The organism is Arthrobacter sorbitolis (genome assembly GCF_054510995.1).
Genome location: NZ_JBTNDM010000005.1, coordinates 155,489 through 175,312, shown reverse-complemented (window position 1 = coordinate 175,312; position 19,824 = coordinate 155,489). Strand labels below are relative to the sequence as shown.

Annotated in this window: 18 protein-coding genes and 1 pseudogene; 9 read left to right on the top strand and 10 right to left on the bottom strand. The window is 72.0% G+C overall.

Translation table 11 applies throughout. The annotated features are described in order from the left end of the window. Positions 1-44 precede the first annotated feature (44 nt). From ACX80K_RS11895 to ACX80K_RS11880, 4 genes are read left to right on the top strand one after another with little or no spacing between them, the layout of a single operon-like run. Positions 45-455 (top strand): hypothetical protein, encoded by a 411-nt coding sequence (locus ACX80K_RS11895; RefSeq protein ID WP_459272084.1) that lies wholly within the window; start codon positions 45-47, stop codon positions 453-455. Positions 456-485: 30 nt separating this feature from the next. Then, on the top strand, positions 486-1,220 hold the full coding sequence (locus ACX80K_RS11890; protein ID WP_459272083.1) for an SOS response-associated peptidase: 735 nt from the start codon (positions 486-488) through the stop codon (positions 1,218-1,220). A 32-nt stretch (positions 1,221-1,252) separates the two neighbouring features. After that, complete coding sequence (locus tag ACX80K_RS11885) at positions 1,253-1,996, top strand: MBL fold metallo-hydrolase (RefSeq protein WP_459272082.1); 744 nt, start codon at positions 1,253-1,255, stop codon at positions 1,994-1,996. Positions 1,997-2,046: 50 nt separating this feature from the next. Further along, positions 2,047-3,303 carry a phospholipase D-like domain-containing protein gene (locus tag ACX80K_RS11880; RefSeq protein WP_459272081.1) on the top strand — a complete coding sequence of 419 codons (1,257 nt, stop codon included), beginning with the start codon at positions 2,047-2,049 and terminating at the stop codon, positions 3,301-3,303. On the opposite strand, the gene ACX80K_RS11875 is transcribed toward ACX80K_RS11880, so the two are convergent. The 6 genes from ACX80K_RS11875 to ACX80K_RS11850 are packed head-to-tail and all read right to left on the bottom strand — an operon-like array spanning position 3,272 to position 11,006. Continuing rightward, the gene (locus ACX80K_RS11875) at positions 3,272-3,967 is read right to left on the bottom strand and encodes a GntR family transcriptional regulator (RefSeq protein WP_459272080.1); all 696 of its coding nucleotides are present in this window, start codon (positions 3,965-3,967) and stop codon (positions 3,272-3,274) included. The genes ACX80K_RS11880 and ACX80K_RS11875 overlap by 32 nt on opposite strands. 34 nt (positions 3,968-4,001) lie before the next feature. Next, complete coding sequence (locus ACX80K_RS11870) at positions 4,002-5,666, bottom strand: dipeptide ABC transporter ATP-binding protein (protein WP_459272079.1); 1,665 nt, start codon at positions 5,664-5,666, stop codon at positions 4,002-4,004. Then, on the bottom strand, positions 5,650-7,458 hold the full coding sequence (locus tag ACX80K_RS11865) for a gamma-glutamyltransferase family protein (protein WP_459272078.1): 1,809 nt from the start codon (positions 7,456-7,458) through the stop codon (positions 5,650-5,652). Before ACX80K_RS11865 ends, ACX80K_RS11870 begins: the two co-directional genes overlap by 17 nt. Before the next feature lie 5 nt (positions 7,459-7,463). After that, positions 7,464-8,354, bottom strand: a complete 891-nt coding sequence (locus tag ACX80K_RS11860) for an ABC transporter permease (protein WP_459272077.1) — start codon at positions 8,352-8,354, stop codon at positions 7,464-7,466. Further along, entirely contained in the window at positions 8,354-9,307 is a 954-nt protein-coding gene (locus tag ACX80K_RS11855) for an ABC transporter permease (protein ID WP_459272076.1), read from the bottom strand. Before ACX80K_RS11855 ends, ACX80K_RS11860 begins: the two co-directional genes overlap by 1 nt. A gap of 1 nt (position 9,308) precedes the next feature. Continuing rightward, positions 9,309-11,006 (bottom strand): ABC transporter substrate-binding protein, encoded by a 1,698-nt coding sequence (locus tag ACX80K_RS11850; protein WP_459272075.1) that lies wholly within the window; start codon positions 11,004-11,006, stop codon positions 9,309-9,311. A gap of 130 nt (positions 11,007-11,136) precedes the next feature. Between ACX80K_RS11850 and ACX80K_RS11845 the strand changes: the two genes are divergently transcribed. After that, on the top strand, positions 11,137-11,862 hold the full coding sequence (locus ACX80K_RS11845) for a YoaK family protein (RefSeq protein WP_459272074.1): 726 nt from the start codon (positions 11,137-11,139) through the stop codon (positions 11,860-11,862). Positions 11,863-11,866: 4 nt separating this feature from the next. Further along, a complete protein-coding gene (locus tag ACX80K_RS11840) occupies positions 11,867-13,198 on the top strand; it encodes a CPBP family intramembrane glutamic endopeptidase (RefSeq protein WP_459272073.1) in 1,332 nt (443 codons plus the stop codon). 20 nt (positions 13,199-13,218) lie between these two features. On the opposite strand, the gene ACX80K_RS11835 is transcribed toward ACX80K_RS11840, so the two are convergent. Then, on the bottom strand, positions 13,219-13,887 hold the full coding sequence (locus ACX80K_RS11835; protein WP_459272072.1) for a pentapeptide repeat-containing protein: 669 nt from the start codon (positions 13,885-13,887) through the stop codon (positions 13,219-13,221). Between the two features lie 123 nt (positions 13,888-14,010). On the opposite strand from ACX80K_RS11835, the gene ACX80K_RS11830 reads away from it, so the two are divergent. Together ACX80K_RS11830 and glsA are read left to right on the top strand one after the other, a co-directional pair. After that, on the top strand, positions 14,011-14,475 hold the full coding sequence (locus tag ACX80K_RS11830; RefSeq protein ID WP_459272071.1) for a hypothetical protein: 465 nt from the start codon (positions 14,011-14,013) through the stop codon (positions 14,473-14,475). Positions 14,476-14,582: 107 nt separating this feature from the next. Next, positions 14,583-16,397, top strand: a complete 1,815-nt coding sequence (glsA, locus tag ACX80K_RS11825; RefSeq protein WP_459272070.1) for a glutaminase A — start codon at positions 14,583-14,585, stop codon at positions 16,395-16,397. On the opposite strand, the pseudogene ACX80K_RS11820 reads toward glsA, so the two are convergent. Further along, positions 16,394-16,738 (bottom strand): annotated as a pseudogene (locus ACX80K_RS11820) (SRPBCC family protein); the annotation flags it as partial. The gene glsA and the pseudogene ACX80K_RS11820 overlap by 4 nt on opposite strands. Positions 16,739-16,888: 150 nt before the next feature. On the opposite strand from ACX80K_RS11820, the gene ACX80K_RS11815 reads away from it, so the two are divergent. Continuing rightward, positions 16,889-17,734, top strand: coding sequence for an SDR family oxidoreductase (locus ACX80K_RS11815; RefSeq protein ID WP_459272069.1), 846 nt, complete (start codon positions 16,889-16,891; stop codon positions 17,732-17,734). Here the strand turns inward: ACX80K_RS11815 and ACX80K_RS11810 are convergent. Together ACX80K_RS11810 and ACX80K_RS11805 are read right to left on the bottom strand one after the other, a co-directional pair. Beyond that, positions 17,721-18,965 (bottom strand): hypothetical protein, encoded by a 1,245-nt coding sequence (locus tag ACX80K_RS11810; RefSeq protein WP_459272068.1) that lies wholly within the window; start codon positions 18,963-18,965, stop codon positions 17,721-17,723. The genes ACX80K_RS11815 and ACX80K_RS11810 overlap by 14 nt on opposite strands. A 43-nt stretch (positions 18,966-19,008) precedes the next feature. Further along, positions 19,009-19,785, bottom strand: a complete 777-nt coding sequence (locus tag ACX80K_RS11805) for a VOC family protein (protein ID WP_459272067.1) — start codon at positions 19,783-19,785, stop codon at positions 19,009-19,011. Positions 19,786-19,824 lie beyond the last annotated feature (39 nt).

Below are 19,824 nucleotides of genomic sequence, written 5' to 3'. Positions count from 1 at the left end.
CGCTGCACAGGCGACCTCGTTTCCGTTCAGCGAAAGGCACCACCATGGGCTTCCGACTCAGCCACATCCCCCTCCGGCTCGCGACCGGGGCGTTCATCCTCAACTCCGGGCTCGGCAAGACCGGCCTGGACGAGGGCTCGGCAGGTTACCTGCAGGCCATGGCGTCCCGGGCCTTCCCGCAGGTCGGCCAGCTCGAGGCCCAGCAGTTCGGCAAGGCCCTCGCGGCCTGCGAGATCGCCCTGGGCTCGGCGCTCCTCGCCCCCTTCGTCCCGAGCAGGGTGGCAGGCCTCGGTCTCCTGGCCTTCTCCGCGGGCATGATGACCATGTACCTGCGCACGCCGGAGCTGACGATGGAGGACGGCATCCGTCCCACGCAGGACGGCGTGGCCCTGGCGAAGGACAGCTGGATGGTGGGCATCGCCCTGTCCCTGCTCCTCGACCGCAGGAAGAAGTAGCGCCGGCGGCGCAGCGGGAGGACCGGGCGGATGTGCGGGCGGTTCGTCATCGCGGGCAACAAGGCCGACCTCGTCGACGCGTTCGAGGTGGACGAGTCGTTCGAGGACGAGGTGCGGCCCTCGTGGAACGTGGCGCCGACCGACACCGTGCAGCTCGTCGTCGAACGGCTCGATCCGGAGACCGGGGAGCTGACCCGGCGGCTGGAGCGGGCGCGCTGGGGGCTGATCCCGTCCTGGGCCAAGTCCTCCTCCGTGGGCGCCCGCATGATCAACGCCCGCAGCGAGACCCTCCTGGAGAAGCCGTCCTTCCGGGCCGCGGCGCTCAAGCGACGCGCGATCGTGCCCGCCGACGGGTACTACGAGTGGCGGAAGAACCCCGACGGGTCGAAGACGCCGATCTACCTGCACGGCCCCGACGGCGCGCACCTCGGCTTCGCCGGCCTGTACGAGTTCTGGCGCGATCCCGCGACGGCCTCCGCCGAGGACCCGAGGGGATCGTGGGTGGTCAGCTGCACCATCATCACGCGTCCGGCGAGCGATGCCCTCGGCGAGATCCACGACCGCACCCCGGTGATCGTGCCGCCGGGCCTGCGCGGCGACTGGCTCGATCCGCGGAACGACTCGCGGCCGGCCGTCCAGGAGCTCCTCGACGCCATCCCCGACCCGGAGCTGGTCCCGCGGCTCGTCGGGGACCGCGTGGGCTCGGTGCGCAACGACGGCCCGGACCTGATCGAACCCTTGTCCCAGGACACCGGGGGTGCCTAGGGTCGGGGGCAGGTGACGAGCGAAGGAGACGCATGATCAGGACGGACATCGCCCCGGGGATCCACTTCCTCGAGCACGCCCGGACGAACGTCTACCTCGTGGAGGACGACGACGCCGTGCTCCTGGTGGACACGGGCCTCCCCCGCTCCAGGGCCCTGCTGCTCGAGGCGCTCAGCCGGATCGGCCGGTCCGTCGAGGACATCCGCGCCGTCGTCCTGACGCACGGCCACTTCGACCACGTGGGCACCGCCGAGCACCTGCGCTCGGCGTACGGCATCCCCGTGTACTGCCACCCCGACGACGCCTTCATCGCCGCGCACCCCTACCGCTACGAGCGGGAACGCTCGCCCTTCCTCTACCCGCTGCGGTACCCGCGTGCCATCCCGGGCCTGCTCTCCATGGCCGCGGCGGGCGCGGCCACCGTGAAGGGACTGGAGGGCACCCTGCCGCTGACCCCCGAGGCCGCCGCAGCGCTGCCCGGCGCGCCCCTGCTCATCCCCACGCCCGGCCACACCAGGGGCCACTGCGGCCTGCACTTCCCGGACCGCGACGCCGTGATCAGCGGCGACGCCCTCGTCACGCGCGACCCCTACACGGGCCGTCCGGGCCCGCAGGTCGTGGCACGGGCCGCCACCGCGGACTTCGCGACGGCTCTGCGCTCGCTCGAGGCGCTGAGGGCCACCTCCGCCGGCGTCGTCCTTCCGGGCCACGGCTTCCCGTGGCTGGCCGGCGTCGATTCGGCGGTGGCTCAGGCCGTCGAGGTGGGCGGCCACTAGGAGCTGTGCCGCAGCGGGGTCCGCCCGGGCGGGGGCGATACGCTGGGCCCATGAGCTGGATCAAACGCCGGACCGTTCTGGGGTTCGCCCGTGTCACGATGAAGCGCGCCGTGGTCACCCTGTTCTCCGCGCAGGCGGTGGTCATCGGCGGGCTCGTGGGCGTGGACACCTACCAGAAGCGCCGCCGCACGCGTCGCCCCGGCTTCCCCCAACCCGGGACGTTCCGCACGAAGATCGCCGACACGGACACCACGGTCTACACGTTCGGCGAGGACCTCTTCGACGCCATGATCGCGGCCATCGACGGGGCCCAGCACCAGGTGCTGCTCGAGACGTACATCTGGAAGGGCGACGCCGTCGGCGCACGGTTCCGCGACGCCGTGAACCGGGCGGCCGAGCGGGGCGTCGAGGTCTACGTGATCTACGACGGCTTCGCGAACCTCGTGGTCAACCCGTTCTTCTACAGGTTCCACCCGCTCGTCAACGCCTACCGCTTCCCCGTCCTGCGCCCGTCGATCGTGTTCACGAACATCCGCGGGAGCGGCTTCGACCACCGCAAGGTGCTCGTGGTCGACGACGAGGTCGGCTTCGTGGGCGGGTACAACATCGGCTCGCTCTACGCGACGAAATGGCGGGACACCCACCTCGAGCTCCGCGGGCCGTCCGTCTGGGAGCTCCGCGAGGCCTTCGCCAACTTCTGGAACCTCCGTGCCCGGCCGCTCCGGCCCGAACTGCCGGATCGCAGCGCGTCGTTCTGGGAACCGCGCATCCGCGCCGTCAACAACATCCCGGCCTACCTCGTGTTCCCCATCCGGGGCGTCTACCTCGACGCCATCAACCGGGCGAAGGACCACATCTTCATCACGACCGCGTACTTCATCCCCGACCGGCAGATCCTCGACGCCCTCCTGCGGGCGAGCCGCCGCGGCGTGGACGTCCGCGTGATCCTCCCCGAGGACTCCAACCACGTGGTCTCGGACTGGCTGTCCCGCGGGTTCTACTCGTCGCTGATCAACGCCGGCGTGCAGATCCTGCTGTACCAGAACTCGATGATCCACGCGAAGACGGCGACGATCGACGGCGAGTGGAGCACGGTCGGCACCGCGAACATCGACCGCCTCAGCCTCACGGGCAACTACGAGATCAACCTCGAGATCTTCGACCGGGACCTCGCGGCCACGATGGAGACGATCTTCTCCGTCGATTCCTCCAACAGCCGTGTCCTGACCCGGGAGGAGTGGGAGGGCCGCCACCTCGTGGCCCGGGCCAGCGAGATCATCCTCGCGCCGCTGCGTCCGTTCCTGTAGCGCCGGCCGCACCCGTCCCGCTCCCCCCGGGGGCCGCGAAGCGCTCCATGTACCCGCGCTGCGAGGAACTCACGTGGCCCGCCATCAGGCGGTCCGCCTCGTCCGCGTTGCCGGCGTCGATCGCCGCGATGATCAGGCGGTGCTCGCCCCACGACTGCTTGCCGCGGTTGTCCACGTCGGCCGCGTAGAGCCACTCGATCTTGCCCGAGATCTGCCGGAGGAGGGCGGCCAGCGACGCGCTGCCGCTGAGTTCGGCGACGCCCAGGTGGAACCGGATGTTCAGTTCGGGCAGGTCCGCGAGGGCGTCGGCGGCCACCGCGCGGTCGCCGTCGTCGAGGATGACCGCCAGTGCCCGGCGCGCCGCCCACCACTCGGTGCTGGGCGCCTCGCCGGTGAAGTGCTCCGCCGCCCGCCGGGCCGCGCGGCGTGCGATGGTGGCCTCGATGACCCCGCGGACGGCGAACAGGTCCTCGGCGTCGTCGAGCGGGATCTTCGCGACCGTGGAGCCCGCGTAGGGCTTCGACTCGACGAACCCCTCCGCCTCGAGGGCACGCAGCGCCTCCCGCACCGGGATGCGGGAGACGCCGTACGTGGCGGCGAGTGCCGCCTCCGTCACGCGGGCCCCCGGGCGCAGCGCGCCGAGGATGATGTCGCGCCGCAACACGTCAAGGGAACACCTCGGGGCCGCCGCGTCCGTCTCAGGCCGCGAAGGCCGCACCGGGGATCGCTCCAAGAAGTTCCTTCGTGTACTCGGCCCGTGGGCGGTTGAAGACGTCGTCCACCGAACCGCTCTCGACGACGTCGCCCGACTTCATCACGACGACGGTGGACGCGATCTGCCGCACCACCGAGAGGTCGTGCGTGATGAAGAGGTAGGTGAGGCCGAGCCTATCCTGCAGGTCGGCGAGCAGTCCCAGGATCTGGTCCTGCACGAGCACGTCCAGCGCGGACACCGCCTCGTCGCAGATCAGCAGCTCCGGCTCGAGCGCGAGCGCACGGGCGATGGCCACGCGCTGCCGCTGCCCGCCCGAGAGCTCGTTCGGCCGGCGCTGCGCGACGGAACGGGGCAGGGCCACCTGGTCCAGGAGCTCGCCGACCCTCTGCTGGCGGCTCCGGCGGTCCCCGACGCCGAAGATGCGCAGCGGTTCGTCGATCAGGCGCTCGATGCTGTAGGTCGGGTCCAGGGAGCCGTAGGGGTCCTGGAACACGGGCTGCACCTTGCGGCGGAGCGCCCGGCGCTGGGCGCCGCGCGTGGTCGTGAGGGACTCGCCGTCGATCAGGGCCTGCCCCGACGACGCCGTCTCCAGCCCGAGGATGATGCGCGCCACCGTCGTCTTGCCGGAGCCGGACTCCCCCACGACCGCCGTCGTCGTGCCCCGTGCCACCGCGAAGGAGACGTCGTTCACCGCGCGCACCGTGCTGCCGCGCTGGCCGCGGAGCGCGAACTCCTTGACGAGGTTCTCGACCACGAGGATCGCCGGCGCGGGCACCTCCCCGTCGCCCGGGCCCGCCGGCGGTTGCGTGTCGAGCACCGCCGCCACGGACGGGGCGGCGGCGACGAGCCGCCGGGTGTACTCCTCCTGCGGGTCGAGCAGGATCTGCCGGGGTGTCCCGACCTCGACGATGCGGCCCTCCGACATCACGATGATGCGGTCCGTCCGGTCGGCGGCGAGCCCGAGATCGTGCGTGATGAACAGCAGCGAGGTGCCGCGGGCGTCCACGAGCGACTGCAGGTGGTTGAGGATCTGCCGCTGGACGGTGACGTCCAGCGCGGAGGTCGGCTCGTCCGCGATGAGCAGCTCGGGCTCCCCCGCGAGGGCGATGGCGATGAGGACGCGCTGCCGCATGCCGCCCGAGAACTCGTGGGGGTACTGCCCGTAGCGGCGGTCGGCGTCGGGGATGCCCGCCTCGGACAGGAGGGCGACGGCCCGCCGGCGCACCTCGGCGCGGTCGGGCTTCGCTCCACCGACGACGGTGCGCAGGCTCGCCAGGATCGCGTCGGCGACCTGCGGGCCGATCTTCATGGCCGGGTTCAGGTTGGACATCGGGTCCTGCGGGACCAGCGCCACGCGCTGCCCGCGGATGGTCCGCAGCACGGGCTCGGACGCCGTGGCGAGGTCCTCGACGTCGCCCCGCGTCCGCCCGGCGCCGAGCACGATGGACCCGTGCGCGATGCGTCCGCTGCCGGGCAGCAGGCGCAGGATCGCCCCGATCGCCGTCGACTTGCCGGAGCCCGACTGCCCCACGATGGCCACCCGCTCGCCGCGCCGCATCGAGAAACCGATCCGGTGCAGGACGGGCGTCCCCCCGAACGTCACCTCCAGGTCGGTGACCTCCAGGATGTTCTCAGCGTCCTGCAGCATAGCCCTGTGCTCCTCGCGGGTTGGCGGCGGCCGACAGCACGCCGGTCTCGTGGTCCTTGGAGACGGACGAGAGGCGCCCGAGGGACCAGTCCCCCGCCCGCGTCACGGAGTGGCCCCGGCGTTCGAGGTCCGTGATGACGTCCTCGCCCAGCCGGTCCTCGACGACGGCGCCGCCCGGTTCCCAGGTGCGCGGCCAGAAGGATCCGGGGATGGACGTGGTGTGCAGGGACGGCGCGTCGATCGCCTGCTGCGGCGTGTACCCGCCGACGATCGTGCGGAGGATGTAGAGCAGCTGCCACTGGTCCTGCTGGTCGCCGCCGGGCGAGCCGAGGGCGACGACGGGCTTCCCGTCCCGGAGGATCAGCGTGGGGGTGAGGGTGGTGCGGGGCCGCTTGCCGGGCTGCAGCGTGGACGGCGCGCCCTCCTCCAGCCACGTCATCTGGAGCCGGGAGCCGAGGCAGAAGCCCAGTTCGGGGATGGTCGGCGAGGACTGCAGCCAGCCCCCGCTCGGCGTCGCGGAGACCATGTTGCCGGCCGCGTCGACGACGTCGATGTGGCACGTGTCGCCGCGCGTCTCGCCGCTGCGGGACACCGTGGGTTCTCCCACCCCGGCGAAGCCGCCGGAGCCGACCAGGGCGGGCGGCGTGTAGTCGGTGCGCAGCGGCGGGATGAAGGGTTCCACGCCGGGGACCGTCCCGGGCCGGAACTCGCGTGACGCGTCGGCGGTGATCAGGGCGCGGCGCTCCGCGGCGTACTCCGCGGAGAGCAGGTACTCCAGGGGTACGTCGGCGTCGCCGTAGTAGGCCTCCCGGTCGGCGATGGCGAGCTTCTGCGCCTCGAGGATGGTGTGCGCGCCGAGGGCGGTGGACGGGTCGAGCCGGTCGTCGTCGAACCCGTCGAGGATGGCGAGGGTCTGCAGCAGGGCGGGGCCCTGCCCCCACGGTCCGGTCTTGGCGATGGTGTGGCCGCGGAACTCGAGGGTGGCGGCCTCCTCGTAGCCGGCCTGGAACCCGGCGAAGTCCTCGACGGTGATCACGCCGGCGTGGTCCAGGCCGGAGGAATGCCGGTGCGGCGTCGCCGCGAACGCGGCGGAGGCCTGCGCGACGAGCCCCGTGCGCCACTCGAGCCGTGCGGCGTCGATCCGCTCGGCGCGGGTCCCGCCGTCGCCGGCAGCGCCGACCAGGGCGCCGAGGACGCGCGCGTAGGCCTCGTTCCGGATCACCTCGCCCTCGCGTGGCGGCCTGCCCTCGGGCATCCAGAGGGCCGCGGACGTGGGCCAGTGCTCGGTGAACAGGTCAGCGACGGCCGCGATGGTCGCCCCCACGCGCCCGACGATCGGGTGCCCGTCCCGCGCGTACCCGATCGCGAACGCCAGGACGTCCTCGAGCTCCCAGGTGCCGTGGTCGCGCAGCAGGAGCAGCCAGGCGTCGACGGCGGCGGGGACGGCCGCAGCGAGAGCACCCGCGCCCGGGACGAGCTCGAGGCCCTCGGCGAGGTAGTGCTCCCGCGTCGCGGCGGCCGGGGCGGGGCCCTGTCCCATGAGCACCACCGGCCGGCCCGGCTCCTCCGCCGTGGCGAAGACGCCGGTCATGTCGCCGCCTGGCCCGTTGAGGTGCGGTTCGACGACGTGCAGGACGAACGCCCCGGCGACGGCGGCGTCGAAGGCGTTGCCGCCGCGCTCCAGGACGGCCTGCGCGGAGGCGGTGGCCAGCCAGTGCGTCGAGGCGCTCATGCCGAAGGTGCCCTGGAGGGTGGGGCGCGTGGTGAAGGAGGGAGGGGGTGTGTACGTCATCGTGGTCACTTCCGGCTGGTGTTCGTCGGGTCGAAGGCGTCGCGCAGGGCGTCCCCGAACAGGTTGAAGGCGAGGCAGATCAGGGCGATCGCGATGCCCGGGAAGATGGCCGCGCTGGGTGCGCGGAAGAGGTACTGCTGGGCGTCGGAGAGCATGATGCCGAGGCTCGGCGTGGGTGGCTGGATGCCGAGCCCGAGGAAGGACAGCAGCGCCTCGCCGATCACCGCGACGGGCATGATCACCGTAGCCTGCACGATGATGGCCGACGTGGCGTTCGGCAGGACGTGCCGCAGCATGATCCACGTCGGCGAGGCGTCCATGGTGCGGGCGCCGAGCACGAAGTCGCTCTCCTTGATGCGCAGCGTCTCACCGCGCACCACCCGGATCATGGTGGGGATCTGCGCGATGCCGAGCGCGATCGCCGCATTGCCGAGGCTCGGGCCGCTGATCGCGGCGAGGCCGACGGCGATGATCAGGAACGGGAACGCGAGCGTGACGTCGGTGAGGCGGGAGATGACGGCGTCGAACCCGCGGGAGTAGCCCGCAAGCAGGCCGAGCGGCGTCCCGATGACGACGGCGAGCAGCACGGAGAGCACGCCGACCTGCAGCGAGGTCTGGATGCCGAACAGCAGGCGCGAGAGGATGTCCCGCCCGAGGTCGTCGGTGCCGAGCGGGAAGCCCTCCGTGAGGGGCCGCTGGAACGGGGTGTCGAAGTGCACCTCCGTGGGCGGATAGGGTGCGAGGACCGGCGCGAGGAGAGCCGCCAGCACGACGACGACGAGCATGATGCCGCCGGTGATGCCGAGCGGGTTCGAGCGCAGGGAGGACAGGATGCGCCCGCGGCCGGAGCCGAGGCCCGACCCGCCCGCTCCCGGGGTCAGTGTTTCGACGGCCATCAGTTGGCTCCTCCGACGCGGATCTTGGGATTGACCACCGAGTACAGGACGTCCACGGCGAGGTTGATGAGGATGTAGCTGACGGTGATGATCAGCACCACCGCCTGGATGACGGGGTAGTCACGCGTGAAGACGGCGTCGAGGGTGAGCTTCCCGAACCCCGGCAGCGCGAAGATGCGCTCCGTCACCACGGCTCCCGAGATGAGCCCGCCGAGCTGCAGGCCCACGATGGTCACGACGACGATCAGCGAGTTCCGCAGCCCGTACCGCATCAGCACGCGGCCGCGGCCGAGGCCCTTCGCGCGGGCCGTCCGGACGTAGTCGGTGCTCATGGTCTCGATCATCGACGCCCGGGTCTGGCGCATGATGACGGCGGCGAGCCCGGTGCCGAGGATCAGGGCCGGCAGCGTGAGGTAGTAGAGGCCCCGGAGCGGATCGGAGAGCACGTCGACGTACCCGGAGGCGGGGAACCACCCGAGGCTGACGGCCAGGTACAGGATCGCGAGGATGCCGAGCCAGAAGTTGGGCACCGAGAGACCGATGAGGGCGAAGGCGTTCGCGACCCACTCGGGCCAGCGTCCCCGGAAACGTTCGGCGATCACGCCGAACAGGATCCCGACGACGATCGCCACCACGATCGCGTACGCGGAGAGCCAGAGCGTGACCGGCAGGGTGGTCGCGATCAGTTCCGTGACCGGGGTGCCCGTCCGGGTGGACTCGCCGAAGTCGCCGCGGAACATGTTGCGCACGAAGGCGAAGTACTGGGCCACGAGAGGCTGGTCGAGGCCCATCTCGGCACGCACGGCGGCGAGCTGTTCGGGGGTCGCCTCCTCCCCCGCCATGGCGAGCGCGGGGTCGCCGGGCAGCTGGCGCACCCCGACGAAGACCACGACGGACGCGAGGATCAGCGTGACGGCCGACTGCCAGAGCTTGGTGAGGAGATAGCGGCCCATGTCAGTTCTCGCTCTCGGAGGACGGCTCGATGAAGGCGGCGTTGCTGAGGTGCACGACACCGTCGGCGAAGGTCTCCACGCCGGCGATGTCCGTGCTGTAGGCGGTGAGGCTCCGCTGCCGGTACAGGTAGATGAGCGGGTTGTCCTGCTGCACGAGCTCCACGGCCCGGCCGTACAGGGCCGCGCGTTCGCCGACGTCATTGATCTGCGCGGCGCCGGTCAGCAGCTCGTCCACCGCGGGGTTGCTGTAGCCGGAGTAGTTGTTGCCGCCGCCGGTCGAGAGGAAGTTGAACATGTTGCCGTGCGGGTCGATCCGCCCGGACCAGCCGAGCTGGAGTGCCTCGAAGTCGCCCTGGGACTGGACGTCGAGGAGGGTCGAGTACTCGACCGGCACCACGGTGAGGTCGAAGCCGCCGTCGGCGACGGCCGCCTGCAGCGCCTGCCCGTAGCGGAGGGTGTCCGGGGTGTTGGTGACCTGCATCCGGACGGGGTACGGCGTCTCGACGCCGGCGTCGGCGAGCAGCTTCTTCGCCCCCTCCGGGTCGTACGGCGGGCAGGCCTCGCTCAGGGCGGAGGAGTACGGGCTGTCGGGTGGGATGGGCGAGCACGCGGGTTCGAACCAGCTGTTGAACACGGTGTTCACGAGGGCCTCGCGGTCGATGGACATGGACAGGGCCATGCGGATCGCCCTCTCCTGCGCGAGCGGCGTGTCGATGGTGCCCGGCGGCTCCCCGACGCCGGCGGTGTTGCCCACGTTCACGGTGAGCCCCTGGTAGCCGAGCGAGCCGACCTGCAGCACACCGACGCCGTCCTCCTGGAGCAGGGCGTCGATGTCCTGCGGCGAGATGGTGTCGGCCACCTGCACGTCCCCGGAGCGGAGGTTCGCGGCCCGGATGTTCGCGTCCGTGATGATCCGGTAGGTGATGGTGTCGAGGTGCACGTCGTCGGCGTCGTAGTAGAGCGGGTCGCGCTCGACCGTGATGGACGTCTGCGGTACGCGGTCCACGAACTTGAACGGCCCCACGCACACCGGGCTGCTGCCGAAGTCGGCACCCTGCTCCGCGATGGCCCTGGGCGAGAGCATCATGCCGGCGCGGTCGGCGAGGGCCGCGGCGAGGGGCGCGAACGGCTTCTCGTAGCTGATCTGCACCCGGTCGGCACCCACCGCGCGGATGTCGCTGATGGGCCCGAGCTCGCTCTTGCGGGTGGAGCCCTCGAGGGTGAGGTGGCGCTCGAGGGTCGCGCGGACCGCCTCCGCGTCGAAGGGCTCGCCGTCCGCGAACACCGCGTCGGTGCGCACGGGGATGGTGACGGTCAGGCCGTCCTCCGAGATCTCCGGCAGGGCCGTGGCCAGCTGCGGGACGAGCCCGCCCTCGGCGTCGATGTCGTAGAGCTTCTGGCACATGGTCTGCATGACGTAGCGCGTGTAGAGGGACGACGACGTCGTCGGGTCGAGGCGGTCCGGCTCGGCGGAGAGCGCCATGACGAGGTCCCCTCCGTCCCGGACGGCCGCGCCCGTCAGGGGCACGCTCGTCACGTCGTCGCGGACCGGCGCGGCCGGCAGCGGCTGGACGGGCTGGCATGCGGTCAGGGCCGTCAGGGCGACGGCGGCGGCGAGCAGGCCCGCCCTGCCGTGCCGGCGGCGGTGCACGGACCTCTGCTGGGGATGCTGCGCGGAGTGCTGCGGGTGGTGCTGCATGGGGTTCCTCACGAACGGGACGGAACTGCTTCTGCATCGCGGTCTGCATTCGATCCGGCATTGAATACAATCACCGATACGACGATAAGCTTCGTATACATTCGTTTCAAGGTTGTTACCGAAGGAAAACATGGTGAAGAAGAATCGGGTGGCCACGGACCGCCTCCATCTGTGGCTCATGCTCGTCCTCACGTTCTCCACGGGCGTGATCGACGCCGTGGGCTATCTCGGCCTCGACCGCGTCTTCACGGGCAACATGACCGGCAACGTGGTCCTCCTCGGCATGGCCTTCGCCGGCGGCGCCGAACTACCCATCCTCCGGCCGGCCCTCGCCCTCGTCTTCTTCATGGTGGGTGCGGCCCTCGCGGGCCGGGTGCTGCGGAAGGGACCCGAGGGATGGTCCGGCCGCACCTCGAGCACCCTCCTCGCGGTGACCGTCGGCCTGACGGCGCTCGCGGTGTACGTCGCGCTGGTCGACGTCCGTGCCGAGGAGGTCCTCGGCAGCATCACGACGTCGGTGCTCGCGACGGTGATGGGCGTCCAGGCCGCGACGGCGAAGCGCCTCAAGGTCGCGGAGATCACGACCGTCGTCGTGACCTCGACGATCACCGGGCTCGCCTCCGACTCCCGCCTCGCCGGCGGCAAGAGCCCGTTCTGGGCACGCCGCGCCTCGGCGATCGTCCTGATCCTGGCCGGCGCCGTGGTGGGGGCCCTGGCCCTCTCCGTGGGCCTCTGGCTCGGCGTGGCGGTCTCCGCGCTGCTCTCCGCCGTCGTCACCCTCCTCGGGCACCTGCGCCACCGCCAGGACCGCGCCGGAAGCGTCGCAGAGAGTACCAAGGAATCCGCACTACGGTAGACCCATGCAACAGGTCGACCCACAGTACGAGTTCCATCGGCTGGCCCTCTCCTGGCCACGGCACCGCTGGTGGAAACCGCTCCTCACGGCGCTGCTCGGTTTCGTGTTCTACGTCGTCTTCATCCTCGTGGTGGTCGTGGGTGGCCTGGGCCTCGCCACCCTCTCGCCCACCGGCGTCGACCCGTACCTGGACGCCCTGACGGTACTGGACCTGAGCAACCCGGTGATGTTCGCCTTCACGCTGGTGTCGCTGATCCTGATGATCCCCGCGCTCGCCCTCGCGGCGCTGATCACGGGGCCGAGGCCCCTCGGCCTGCTCTCCTCCGTGGCCGGCCGGATCCGCTGGACCTGGCTCGCGGTCTGCACGGCCGCCGCCCTGGGCGTCTTCCTCGTGAGCCTCGCGGTCTCGACGGGCATCGGGTTCTTCTTCCCCGAGGACGCCGTCGCCGCGCCCGCGCAGCAGGACACCTCGATCCTCGTCATCATGCTGGCCCTGTCCCTCCTCGCCGTCCCGTTCCAGGCCGCGGCCGAGGAGTACGTCTTCCGGGGCTTCCTCATGCAGGCCATCGGCAGCTGGCTGAAGCACCCGGCCTTCGCGATCCTCCTCCCCGTGCCCCTGTTCGTGCTCGGCCACGGCTACGACCCGCTCGGCCAGGCCGACGTCGCGCTCTTCGCCGTCTTCGCCGGCTGGATCACCTGGCGCACGGGCGGGCTGGAGGCCGCGATCGCGGTCCACGCGATCAACAACATGACCATCTTCGTCCTCGGCGCCTTCGGGCTGGTGGACGTCAACTCCACCGAGGGATCGGTGAGCGGGCTGGTGGTCTCGGCCCTCACCATGGCGGTCACCGCCGTCGTCATCGTGCGCCTCGCGGACCGTCGGGGCATCGCGCGCACGCGCACCGTGCCTCCCCCGCCGGTCTTCCTGCCGGCCGCCGCGTTCCCCGGGCAGCCCTCCGCCGACGGGTACGCCTACCGCCCTCGCGGCGCCCACTCCGCACTCCCTCCGACGGACCCCGCCGTGCCGCCGTGGACGCGGACGCGCACGCGGAAGTCCGAGCCGGTGCAGGACCAGCCCGTCCAGCCTCTCCGCCCTCCCGCGACTCCTCCCGCCGCAGGTCCCGGTCGGCAGCCGGCGGGCCCCGTGGCTCCCGGCGGTCCTGCCGCCGCGTCCACCGCCGCTCCCACTGCTGCCTCCCCTGCTGCCGATCGGGACTACAGCGGCGACCGCCACCCCGCCGGTCCAGCCCACCCCGATGGTCCCGGCCATCCCCCGGGCGTGCCGCATCCCGCGGGGCCGGGCTATCCGGGGGCCGGGACGCCGCGCGAGCCCTGACGGGCCGCTCCCGACCGGGGTCAGCCCTCGACGCGCAGGCCCATGCTGTCGGCGAGGAAGGGCGCCAGCAGCTGCAGCTGGTACTCGTCGATGGTGGCGCCGCGCAGCCCGTCGAGCCCCTGCAGGCCGCGGAAGCTGCTGGTGCGGAGGTCCGTGTCGCGGAGCTGCGCGCCGTCGAGCGTGAGCGTCCCGATGGTGCAGTCCGCCAGGGCGAGCCGTGTCGCCCTGGCCCCCGTGAGGTCCAGCTCACCGATGATGCAGCCGCTGACGAGGACGTCCGTCAGCCGCGCGCTGCGGAGGTTCACGTAGTCGAGCTTCCCGCCGTCCAGGTGGACGCCGTCGAGCCGGCTGTCGTAGAGCTCCGCCGATCCCCACCGCGTGCTGCGCAGCGACGTCTCCCGCCAGCTGCTGCGCGGGGCGCGGAACACCGGGGCGAAGAGGCCCTCGAAGGCGCACTCGATGACGCGTGCGCCGCGCAGGTCGGTGCCGTCGAGCGAGACCCCCTCGAACAGGCACTCCTGCAGCGTGATGCCGGCGAGCTCCGCGCCGTCGAGGTCCAGCCGCTCGTAGTGCTCGCCCTCGCGGTGGTCGCCGTCGAGCAGGTGCGGCGCCTCTACCCGGGCGCCGCGCGGGGCCCGGAGGGACAGGCGTGGGGCGCTCGTCCCGGTGCGCGTGGGTGTGCGTGGCATCGCTGCGTCCGATCGTCGTTCGTGCCGTGGTGCCCTGCGGCCGGACCTCCATTGCATCATGCTGTCCGGAGGCGGCACCGTGCTTTACTAGGGAGCATTCGTCCGTCCAGGGGGAGGAAACCGATGAGCAGCGAGCGCATGCAGTCCACCTACGACCCGCGCTACGAGGGGATCTACCAGCGCGGCGGCGCCACCGAGGCGGTCCCCCGCATGGAGTCCCCCGCACCGCCGGCCCCTGCCCTGCCGCCCGAGCCGGAGCCGTCCGTCGAATCGTCGGCGATCCGCGAGGTGGCACCCGGGGCCCCTCCCCGGCAGGACGAAGCGGCGCCCCGCAACCCGTACGACCGGTGGCTGTGGATCCTCGCGGGAGCCCTCGTGGCGTTCGGGGTGTTCTTCCTGGCGGCGCCGATGCTCTACGAGCAGCAGTACCTGGAGGCCATGACCTCGTCGCAGCCGGGCGCGGGCTACATCAACCCCTGGTACAACCACACGGCGGTGGTGGCGCCCGTGCTCCTGCTGACCGGCGTCGCGACCGCCGTCGCCCAGCTCTTCGTGCTGTCCGTCCGGCACACGCTCGCGACGCGCTGACACCCGACCGCGCACCGACCCCCGACCCCCGACCGCGCGCCGACCACGCGCCGACCACGCGCCCTCGGCCGTCGGACGGGCGCTCCCTGCCCCGTAGGGTGGAGAGCATGGAATCACCGATCGAGAGCTACCTGCGGACCATCCACCGGGAGATCTCGGATCTGCGCGACGGCAAGCCGTACAGCACCATCCCCGCTATGGCGAACGTGGACCCGGACAACTTCGGCATCTGCCTGACCACCGTGGACGGGTACATGTACGAGGTGGGCGACACGCGCGAGGAGTTCACCATCCAGTCCATCTCCAAGCCGTTCACCTACGGCCTGGCGCTCTCGGACCTCGGCATGGACGCCGTCGACGCCAAGGTGGACGTGGAACCGTCGGGTGACTCGTTCAACGAGATCTCCCTCGCACCGGGTACCGGCCGCCCCTCGAACGCGATGATCAACGCCGGCGCGCTGACGGCCACCTCCCTCGTCCAGTCGCGCGGCGGGAACCGGCGCTTCAAGCGCATCCTCAGCACCTACTCGCACTTCGCCGGACGCCAGCTCGGCGTCGACGAGGAGATCTTCAGGTCCGAGCTGGACCACGGCCACCGCAACCGCGCGCTGGCCCACCTGCTGCGGTCGTTCGGCATCATCGAGGACGATCCCACGCCCGTCATCGAGGACTACTTCCGGCAGTGCTCCGTGATGGTCAACTGCATGGACCTCTCCGTCATGGCGGCCACGCTCGCGAACTCGGGACGCAACCCGCTGACCGGGGTCGAGGCCATGGACCTCCTGGCCGTCGAGCGGGTCCTGTCCGTGATGACCACGTGCGGGATGTACGACGACGCCGGATCGTGGATCAGCACCGTGGGCATGCCGGCCAAGAGCGGTGTGGGCGGCGGCACCATCGCCGTCCTGCCCGGACAGGTGGGACTCGCGGTCTACTCGCCCCCGCTCGACGAGCACGGCAGCAGCGTGCGCGGCATGGCCACGAGCCAGCGCATGTCCCGTGACATGGAGCTGCACTTCGTCCGCGCGGCGCGGGCCGGCCGGTCCGCCATCCGCGCCACCTACGACATCCTCGCCGCGCCGTCGGGCATCCGGCGCACGGACGAGGCGATGGACGTGCTGCGCGAGCACGGGAACCAGGCCATGGTGATCGAGCTCAACGGCGACCTCCTGTTCGCGGGCACCGAGTCCATGGTGCGTGAGCTGAGCGGACTCGACGACGACGTCGACTTCGTGATCCTAGACCTGCGCCGCGTGGACGAGGTCGCCGACGTCTCCCTCCGCCTGCTCGGCGAGGTGCGGGAGAACCTCACGAAGGTGGATTGCGACCTCGTGCTGATCGACGGCGAGGGCACCCTCGCCGAGACGTTCCGGGACGTCGACCGGCCCGTCCCCACCTTCGACACCCGCACCGCCGCCGTCGAATGGTGCGAGAACGAGCTCATCACCCGGTACGGCGGGGACCTCCTGCTCCCCTCGGAGGTGGACGTGGCCCAGTGCCCAGCGCTCAACCCGCTCTCCGACGAGGACGTCGAGGCCCTCACCGCGCATATGGAGGACCGCACCTACGAGAAGGGCCACGTGGTGCGGCGCGTCGGCCAGACGTTCGGCGGCGTGTTCTTCATCCTCTCGGGCAAGATCGCCACGTCGGTCCCGGGACCCACCGGCGGGCGCCTCAAGCTGACCACCCTGAGCGCCGGGATGACGTTCGGCGAGCTCGCCCTGGGCAGCGACGACCGCCAGGAGACGACGGTCAAGGCGCTGGAGGACGTGCACGTCAAGGTGCTCACCGCCCAGGCCATCAGGACCGTGGAGAAGGAGGACCCGCGGCTCGCCGTCGAACTCTGGAAGGCCCTGACGCGGGACGCCTACACGCGGGTGGACCTGTACCTGCGGGAGACGGCCGTGCGGATCCGGGACTAGCGGTCCCGCCCGGACGGTCCGGCCTCGGCCGCCGCCTTGAGGTTGCGCAGCGTGCGCCGGATGTTCCCGCGCTGGAACGCCGCGAAGGTGGTCCCGCCGGTCGCGACGAAGTCGAACGCCTGCGCGGCGGCGTCGTGCCAGGGACGGTCGTCGGTCCACGTCTCGGTGACGAGGGTCCCGCCGTCGAGCTCCTCGAAGGTGTACCGCCAGGACGCGATGCGGGCGGGGACCCGTCGCTTCGCGCCGCCGATGGCGTGCACGCGGAAGGCGAACTCCCGGCCGGGCGACCACCGTGCTGTCCGAGACCGAGATGACCCGTCCCATGCGTCCCCCTCGCTGTCGGTCCGGCGCCCGGGCTGCCGGGCGCACCGCGGGCCAGTCTACGTCCGGGACCTGGGCGGACGCCGTCGAGAGGGCAGCGATGCCCGCCCGAACCGCCGATCGGTGGTAGTTTCTGTCCTTTCGACGACGACCGGGAGGAAGAACCCGCCATGACGGTGCTGATAGCGGGCTGCGGGGACCTCGGGACCGAGGTGGGCCTGCGGCTCACCGCCCGCGGCGAGCGGGTGGTCGGCTGGCGCCGGTCCCCCGACCGACTCCCCGCGGGCATCGAGGGCGTGGCCGCGGACCTGACCCGGCACCTGCCGCCGGTCCCGCAGGACACCGACGTCGTCGTCATCGCCACGGCCGCCGGCGAGCGCAGCCATGCCGCCTACCGCAGCGCCTACGTGGACGCCACGGGCAACGTGCTGGACGCCCTCGAACGCGACGGCGTCGCCCCCCGGCGCATCGTCTTCGTGTCCTCCACCGCGGTGTACGGGGATGCCGACGGCGGCCGGGTCACCGAGGAGTCACCGGCGGAGGCCACCGCTCCGACGGCGCGGCTGGTGCGCGAGGCCGAGCAGGTGCTGCTCGGGCGGTCGGACCGCGGGACCGTCCTCCGGCTCTCCGGGATCTACGGGCCGGGCCGCACACGCCTCATCGACCAGGTGAGGGGCGGGGCGGCCGTCCTGCCGGCGGCACCGCAGTGGACCAACCGGATCCACCGCGACGACGCCGCGGCGGCGATCGTGCACCTGGTCACGGCGGTCGCGGATCCCGCCCCGATCTACCTGGGCAGCGACGAGCTGCCCGTGGACCTCGGGGAGGTGCTCCAGTTCCTGGCCGCCGAGCTCGGCCTGCCGGAACCGCCCCGCGGCGAGGTGGCCGCGACCCGCGGCGGCGCGCGCCGGGTGGACAGCGGCCTGCTCCGGTCCACCGGGTTCTCCTTCACCTATCCGACGTACCGCGAGGGCTATCGGGCCGTCCTCGCAGGGCGGGGCGTCAGGCACCCGTAGCCGCGGGGACGCGGGCGCGAGCCGCCAGGCGTCCGAGCCGCACGAGCGACCACACGAAGATGCTGACCACCAGCAGGTTCCTGAGCGTGAGCAGGACGGCGACGGCGGGGTTGAGCTCGTAGCGCAGGGCGTCGTAGAACACGGGGTACACGAGCGTGGTGAGGCCCGCCGTCGCCAGCATCGCGAGGGCCGGGTAACGCCATTCGGCCGCCCGGTCGAGCACGAGCCCGGCGGCGACGACGGCCGCGATCCAGAGCATGAACTGCGGGGAGCCCACCTTGTTGAACACCACGAGGGTGCTCACGAGCGCCAGCGACCCCGCGGCGAGCAGCGGCCCCGTCCCGGCGCCGCGATGCAGCGCGATCGCGAGGAACGCCGCGACCAGGACGACCGTCAGGACGAGCAGCGGTGTCATGAGGTCCCCGACGAGGCCGCTCAGCGCCCCCCGGACCTCCATGGTGTTGATGACCTCGTCCTCGAAGAAGTACGCGCCCGAGGTCCCCGTGATCGCCTGCCACACCCCGGGCGTGCTGAGCGGCGCCTCGAGCTGCATGCCGCGGGCGCCCTGCGCCGTGAGGAAGCCGGTGAGGTTGCGGACGTCCCCGGCCACGGCGACGACGGCGGCGATGCCGGCGGTGAGGGCGATGCCGGCACCGAGGATGCGCAGCCTGCCCGTGCGCACGACGACGAGGGCCGCAAGGACGACGGCGGCCGGCCACACCTTCATCCATGTGGCGGCACTGAGCACGAGGGCCGCGACGAACGGCCGCGCGGCGACCAGGAGCAGCGCGGTGATGACCAGGGGCGCCGTCAGGCCGTCGATCCTGCCGACGGCGACCGGGCCGAGCAGCGCCGTCGCCGTCAGCCACCAGTAGGCGGCGGTCGACGACGCCGCTCCGTGCCGGAGGAGCGCCGCCGTGCCGAGGGCGTTGAGTCCGGCGAAGAGCAGGAACCAGGTCAACTGGTAGAGGTAGGGGCCGAACACCGTGGCGGCCACCATGGGTGCCAGGGCCCCGACGGGATACACCCACGCCGTGTCGATGCCCTGCCACGTCCCGTCGTCCAGGGCGAGGTAGGCCCACTCGCGGTAGAAGCGGATGTCGCTGAGCACTCCCCCGCCGAGGATGAAGGGCAGCAGCCGGGCGAGGAAGCCGAGGTGGATGAGGGCGAAGAACAGCCAGACCGAGCGGGCGCTGTTGCGGGTCTCCGGTCGGGGGAGGCGGATGCGCAAGGAGGGCTCCTGGTCGGCTGGGGTGGCGGCAGCCGCCATCGTCTCACCCGCCGTGTGGCCCGCGCCAATCCCCGACGACCTCGCGGGCGTGGGCGAGATCCTCCGCGAGCGCGTCCCCCTCGGCCGCACCGACGAGGGACTGCGCCCGCGCGAGGGCGGCACGGGCGGGCTCGGGATCCCCCAGCCGGATCAGCAGCTCCACGCGGTACAGCTCGGCCCGCGCCCTGTCTCCGGCGGGGGCGTCGGGATGGCGGGCGAGGCCGCGGTCGAGGACGTCCAGGGCGACGGCGTGGTCCCCGCGCGCGTCCCCCTGGCGTGCGGCGACCTCCAGCACGCGGGCCAGGCCCGTGGCGCGGTCGGGCCCGTCCTCCTCGGTGTCCCCGGCCCGCGAGATGCGCAGCCAGTTGCCGCCGACGTCCACCACGCTGAATCCGCTGGTGGTCCCCTGCTTCCGGCGGGGCCGCAGCAGGCGCGGGATGCCGGCGGACGGGATGCGGCCGCGCGTCCGGCGGAGCCCGTCCGCGAACGTCCGGTACAGGGCATCGGCGTCAGGGACCGTGATGATGACGCTGCCCAGCGAGGCCGCCGGGTCGAACCCGGGTACCGCGGAGAGGTGGATGCCCATGTCCTCGAGCTCGACGACGGCGTGCGGGTTCGGGCGCACCTGCCGGTAGGTGCGCCGGAAGCCGAGGTCCTCGTAGAAGGCGACGGCCTCGTCGAGGTCCGGGACCGTCAGGATCGGGTACATGCGTTCGCCGGCCACGGTTCCATGCTCCACCGTGGCGCGCGCGGCGTCCATCGGTCCGCGCGTGGCGTCCACCGGTGCGGCCCTGTGCCGGCGGCGGACGCGGGCACAGCC

Bases quoted from the DNA above. Each gene is read 5' to 3' on its own strand.
- ACX80K_RS11895 (WP_459272084.1), top strand. From the start codon at position 45: ATGGGCTTCCGACTCAGCCACATCCCCCTCCGGCTCGCGACCGGGGCG.
- ACX80K_RS11890 (WP_459272083.1), top strand. From the start codon at position 486: ATGTGCGGGCGGTTCGTCATCGCGGGCAACAAGGCCGACCTCGTCGAC.
- ACX80K_RS11885 (WP_459272082.1), top strand. From the start codon at position 1,253: ATGATCAGGACGGACATCGCCCCGGGGATCCACTTCCTCGAGCACGCC.
- ACX80K_RS11880 (WP_459272081.1), top strand. From the start codon at position 2,047: ATGAGCTGGATCAAACGCCGGACCGTTCTGGGGTTCGCCCGTGTCACG.
- ACX80K_RS11870 (WP_459272079.1), bottom strand. From the start codon at position 5,666: ATGCTGCAGGACGCTGAGAACATCCTGGAGGTCACCGACCTGGAGGTG.
- ACX80K_RS11865 (WP_459272078.1), bottom strand. From the start codon at position 7,458: ATGACGTACACACCCCCTCCCTCCTTCACCACGCGCCCCACCCTCCAG.
- ACX80K_RS11860 (WP_459272077.1), bottom strand. From the start codon at position 8,354: ATGGCCGTCGAAACACTGACCCCGGGAGCGGGCGGGTCGGGCCTCGGC.
- ACX80K_RS11855 (WP_459272076.1), bottom strand. From the start codon at position 9,307: ATGGGCCGCTATCTCCTCACCAAGCTCTGGCAGTCGGCCGTCACGCTG.
- ACX80K_RS11850 (WP_459272075.1), bottom strand. From the start codon at position 11,006: ATGCAGCACCACCCGCAGCACTCCGCGCAGCATCCCCAGCAGAGGTCC.
- ACX80K_RS11845 (WP_459272074.1), top strand. From the start codon at position 11,137: ATGGTGAAGAAGAATCGGGTGGCCACGGACCGCCTCCATCTGTGGCTC.
- ACX80K_RS11840 (WP_459272073.1), top strand. From the start codon at position 11,867: ATGCAACAGGTCGACCCACAGTACGAGTTCCATCGGCTGGCCCTCTCC.
- ACX80K_RS11835 (WP_459272072.1), bottom strand. From the start codon at position 13,887: ATGCCACGCACACCCACGCGCACCGGGACGAGCGCCCCACGCCTGTCC.
- ACX80K_RS11830 (WP_459272071.1), top strand. From the start codon at position 14,011: ATGAGCAGCGAGCGCATGCAGTCCACCTACGACCCGCGCTACGAGGGG.
- glsA (WP_459272070.1), top strand. From the start codon at position 14,583: ATGGAATCACCGATCGAGAGCTACCTGCGGACCATCCACCGGGAGATC.
- ACX80K_RS11815 (WP_459272069.1), top strand. From the start codon at position 16,889: ATGACGGTGCTGATAGCGGGCTGCGGGGACCTCGGGACCGAGGTGGGC.